This is a genomic window from Klebsiella sp. 28 (genome assembly GCF_018223905.1).
GTDB lineage: Bacteria > Pseudomonadota > Gammaproteobacteria > Enterobacterales > Enterobacteriaceae > Klebsiella > Klebsiella pneumoniae.
This window is the reverse complement of sequence record NZ_JAGRQY010000154.1, coordinates 1-4830: the sequence shown is the minus strand read 5'-3', so window position 1 is coordinate 4830 and position 4830 is coordinate 1. Positions and strand designations below refer to the sequence as shown.

Genomic DNA, 4830 nt, shown 5'->3' with positions numbered 1-4830 from the left:
TCGCCGCTGTGGCCCGCGCCACGGTGACAGGTACCTTTTACCGTGGCGCGGGCCACAGCGGCGAATTTAGCGAACAAATGGTGCTTCACATAGCTTGATAACGGTAGAGACTCGAGGATCAACAACACCAGATAAGGTCCATCCTTCAGCAGGAAAAACAGCAGATACAGCATGATGCCGAAGCTGACGGTGAAGCCAAAAGTCCCTTTGCCAATCAGAAACGCGCTGCCGGCCAGATACTGACCGCCTTTCAGAGCGGCATCAGAGAGCTGCTGCTGGATCTGCTGCGCGCTATCAAGGTTATGATCGGCGAGGAAGCTTCTGGCCCAGCCGGGGAGATGGGCGAACAGGCTGGCGACCACCGTCGGAAACTGGGTGTCGTTATGCTGCAGTTTGCTGTACACCAGATTGAGCTCGTAGGCCAGCGAGGAGAGAATGATAGCCAGCGGCGTAAAAACGATAAGACAGATAATGACGATGGTCATCAGCGCCGCGAGGCCATTGCGCTCGCCGAGGCGGGTACGGATCTTGTTTTTGACCGGATTAAAAATCACCGCGAGGATCGCAGCCCAAAGGATGGCGGAATAATAGGGTGAGAGAACATCAAAAAAGGCCAGGGTTACAATGAAGACGATAAGGATGAAAAATCCCTTGGTAAGTCCATTAACTCTCATGTTATCCGCTCCTGCTTATGAGTCATACGGTCGAATAATAGATGCTACGACGTAATTTACCATCAGGATAGTCGTACATCTTCACGATACATTGAAGAAAGGGCACAAATTAAGCGAGCGGGCGGCAACAGGGGAAACAGGCATAAAAAAACCAGCCTTAAAAGGCTGGTTTCTGTGGAGTTTTTGGTCGGCACGAGAGGATTTGAACCTCCGACCCCCGACACCCCATGACGGTGCGCTACCAGGCTGCGCTACGTGCCGACGCGTGGGGAACAATATTACCCGTTCCCCAGGCGAATGCAAGCGGGTCACGCGCGATTGATTCATAATTAATCAATCAGTTAGCGATAAAGCGTTTTTCGTCAGTCAGGACCTGCAGCAACAGGCTGAGCTGCGGTTTCTGATCTTTAATTTTCTCGCCGTCGCGGCTCCAGGTGGTATAGGTGCCGTTATGGTTGAGGACCACGGTGATGGTCGGGGTGGTGATGGCCAGCGTATCGCCGTTGGCCGCGGTGACCCAGTTACGACGCCGCGCGGCGCTGAACAGATCTTCTCCCTGCGAGTACTCATTGGCCGGCGTCGAAACGTGAAGCAGGCGCTGCATCAGCGTAGTCATCACATCTTTGTTATCGGTCAGGGTGGCAATCTCCTGCGCCGGCGTGCCCGGCCAGTGAATAACCAGCGGCACCTGCAGCTGCTCGCGCGACCAGTCGAACGCGTCGTGTTTCGCATTCAGCGGCTTGCCGTGGCCGCCGGTAATAATTACCACCGTATTATCGAGTTTGCCGGCTTCGCGCAGCGCAGTCAGCACCCGATCGATCTGGGCATCAACGTCGCCAGCCGCCTTGCTGTAGCGGCGGACAAAGCCCTGCTGCTGCGTGTCGTCGAGGGTGGTGCCATTGAGCGAGATCCACGAGAACCAGCGATTCTCATCCTGCGCGTAACGGTCCAGCCAGCCGATCCACTGATTGGCCGTCTGCTCGTCGCTCTGGGTCTTCGCGCTCGGCAGCGAGAAATCGGAGAGCAGCGCCTGGCGATACAGCGGGCTGCTAAACCCATCGGAGGAGAAGAGGCCCAGCTGGTAGCCCTGCTGGTTGAGGGCGGTAATCAGCGCGGCGGGAATACGCGCCGAGAGGACACCGTCCATATAGCCAGGCGAAATACCGTAGAACAAACCAAACAGGCCGCTGTCGGCGGTATTGCCCGAGCTCATATGCTGGGTAAAGTTAACGTTTTCTTTGGCAAATGCCGCCAGCGCCGGCATGGTCTTTTCAAACCGCGAGTAGTTCAGGTTGTCGACGGTGATCAGCAGCACGTTGTAGCCCGCGCCGAGGTCACGGTAGCGCAGGTTGCTAAGCGGATACTGGACCGATACCGCCTCCGGCGCCCCTTGCTCCACCAGACGACGCTGATAATCCTGGGCGTCGAGCAGGCCATGTTTCTCAAGGAAACGACGGGCGGTCATCGGATAGGAGAGCGGCAGATTCGCCCGCTGCATAGTGATCGGGCGATAGAAATTGGCGTCCGCCCAGATATAGACCAGGTGGCTGCTGACGAACGACAAAAAGAAGAACCAGGCGACCGGGCGGGCGTAATGGCGGCGGCGCGTCAGGCTGCGCAGCTTTTGCCAGCTCCAGGTAGCGAAGAGCATTTCAATCAAAAAGATGACCGGGACGCTGATAAACATCAGCTGCCAGTCGCGCGCCATCTCATTCTGGTCAGGGTTGATGACCAGCTCCCAGACGACCGGGTTTAAGTGCAGATGGAAGCGGGTAAAAACTTCGCTGTCTATCAGCAGCAGCGTCATCCCGGCGGTGGCAAGGATCACCGACAGGAAGCGCATCAGGCGCTGCGAGACCACGATAAAGGTCAACGGAAAGAGGATCAGCACATAGCTGGTAAACACCAGAAAGCTGAAATGCCCGACGAGACTGACGTACGAAAACAGTCGTCCGGCAAGCGTCGTCGGCCAGTCGGCGACAAAAAGGTAGCGGCTGCCGAGCACCATGGCCAACAACATGTTGAACAGGGCGAACCAGTGCCCCCAGCTAACCATCTGGGAGACTTTTTCTCGGTAGGGCTGACGTAGAGTCACCATATACTGTTGCTGTTATCCTTAATGCGCTGGATCGTCGTTAATCGAAGATTGCAAAGCCTGCGCGAAAGAACGGGCGATGGCCTGACGCTGCGCCGGCGCGACGCTACTGTTGATCAGGTTGGTCACCATATTGCCTAACACCATCAGTGAAAGGTCCACCGGGGCTTTGTGTGATTCCAGGACGTTCGTCAGCTCGCTGAGCAACTGTTCGACCTGTTGATCGCTATAGCGGGAAATTTGCGGCATAAACTCAAAATCTGTTTGTTCGTGAAAGGGCAACATATTACCGTAGCAGCAGCTTTTTTTCCGCATTTTTTCGCCGCGGCGCAAAAGCGCATCAATCGACGTTAACGACGTCGAAATGTGTGGCGCCAGTTGCGTCGGCCACCCGGCGGTGGTTGAATACCGCCCGGTCTAAAAGGAGAGTTTAACATGAGTCTGGATATCGACCAGATTGCCCTGCATCAGTTAATCAAACGTGATGAACAAAATCTGGAGCTGGTGCTGCGCGAGTCACTGCTGGAGCCGAACGCGACGGTCGTCGAGATGATGGCTGAACTGCACCGGGTCTATAGCGCCAAAAGCAAAGCCTATGGCTTGTTCAATGAAGAGAGCGAACTGGCCCAGGCGCTGCGCCTGCAGCGTCAGGGGGAAGAAGAGTTTCTGGCGTTTAGCCGCGCGGCGACCGGTCGCCTGCGCGATGAGCTGGCGAAATACCCGTTCGCCGAAGGAGGCATTGTCCTCTTCTGCCAGTATCGTTACCTTGCGGTCGAGTATCTGCTGGTGGCGGTACTCAATAACCTGAGCAGTATGCGCGTCAACGAAGAGCTGGATATCCGCTCGACCCATTATCTGGATATTAACCATGCCGATATCGTCGCGCGCATCGATCTCACCGAGTGGGAAACCAACCCGGAGTCGACCCGCTATCTGACCTTCCTGAAAGGGCGGGTAGGGCGCAAAGTGGCCGATTTCTTTATGGATTTCCTCGGCGCCAGCGAAGGGCTTAACGCCAAAGCGCAGAACCGCGGCCTGCTGCAGGCGGTGGATGACTTCGCCGCCGATGCCCAGCTTGATAAATCCGAGCGACAGAACGTGCGCCAGCAGGTCTACGCCTACTGCAACGAACAGCTGCAGGCTGGGGAAGAGATTGAGCTGGAGTCGCTGTCCAAAGAGCTCGCCGGCGTCAGCGAAAAGAGCTTCCAGGAATTCACCGCTGAGCAGGGCTATGAGCTGGAAGAGAGCTTCCCGGCGGATCGCAGCACCTTACGTCAGCTGACCAAGTTTGCCGGCAGCGGCGGCGGATTGACCATTAACTTCGACGCCATGCTGCTGGGCGAACGCGTATTCTGGGATCCCGCCACTGATACCCTGACCATTAAGGGTACCCCGCCGAACCTGCGCGACCAGCTGCAGCGCCGGACGTCAGGCGGCAATTAAGCCCTGTGCCCCGGCGGCGCTACCGCTGAACGGGGACGATCTCCACGCCGCTCTGCACCAACTGTTGGCGCAGCGCGGCGTCGGGTTCTCCATCGACAATCAGCGTACTGGCGAGGCTCAGCTCGCCGATGGCAAAGGCCGACGCGGCGTTGAGCTTCTCCCGGGAGGCCATTACCACGGTTTCTGCCGCCCTGGCCGTCAGCGCGCGCTTGATGCCTGCCTCTTCGTAATCACCGGTGGTGAAACCCGCCCGCGGGTGGACGCCGGTCACCCCCATAAAGAACAGATCGGCGTTGATCCGCGCCATTCCCGCCAGCGTCTCGGCGCCGACGGCGACAACCGAATGTTTAAATACTCTGCCGCCGAGCAGGATCACCTCGATTCGCGGGTGGTCCACCAGCGCCACGGCGATGCCAGGGCTGTGGGTGACCACCGTGCAGCTGAGGTCGGCGGGTAAAAAGCCGATCATCGCCGCGGTGGTGGTGCCGCCATCGACAATCACCACCTGTCCCGGCTGGATCATGGCGGCGGCGGCGCGGGCGACCGCCTGCTTGGAGTCGATCTGCACGCTTTTGCGCGTTTCAATTGGCGCAATGGCGGCGGAAACCGGCAATGCCC

5 protein-coding genes and 1 tRNA gene are annotated in these 4830 nt (G+C 57.8%); 1 reads left to right on the top strand and 5 read right to left on the bottom strand.

Annotated elements, in window-relative coordinates; translation table 11 throughout:
- From KHQ28_RS23035 to KHQ28_RS23020, 4 genes are all read right to left on the bottom strand, one after another.
- Positions 1-674, bottom strand: a 674-nt coding sequence (locus tag KHQ28_RS23035; RefSeq protein WP_211777690.1) for an AI-2E family transporter, incomplete at its 3' end; no start/stop codon positions are given.
- Between the two features lie 184 nt (positions 675-858).
- Positions 859-935 (bottom strand) — tRNA-Pro (locus KHQ28_RS23030).
- Between the two features lie 76 nt (positions 936-1011).
- Positions 1012-2772 (bottom strand): LPS biosynthesis-modulating metalloenzyme YejM, encoded by a 1761-nt coding sequence (yejM, locus tag KHQ28_RS23025; protein WP_002912990.1) that lies wholly within the window; start codon positions 2770-2772, stop codon positions 1012-1014.
- Between the two features lie 18 nt (positions 2773-2790).
- Positions 2791-3018: a YejL family protein gene (locus KHQ28_RS23020; RefSeq protein ID WP_004195346.1), complete on the bottom strand. Its 228-nt coding sequence runs from the start codon at positions 3016-3018 to the stop codon at positions 2791-2793.
- Between the two features lie 186 nt (positions 3019-3204).
- On the opposite strand from KHQ28_RS23020, the gene yejK reads away from it, so the two are divergent.
- Positions 3205-4212 (top strand): nucleoid-associated protein YejK, encoded by a 1008-nt coding sequence (gene yejK / locus KHQ28_RS23015; RefSeq protein ID WP_004144267.1) that lies wholly within the window; start codon positions 3205-3207, stop codon positions 4210-4212.
- Between the two features lie 19 nt (positions 4213-4231).
- Here yejK and KHQ28_RS23010 read toward each other — a convergent pair.
- Positions 4232-4830, bottom strand: a 599-nt coding sequence (locus KHQ28_RS23010; protein ID WP_211777689.1) for a DeoR/GlpR family DNA-binding transcription regulator, incomplete at its 5' end; no start/stop codon positions are given.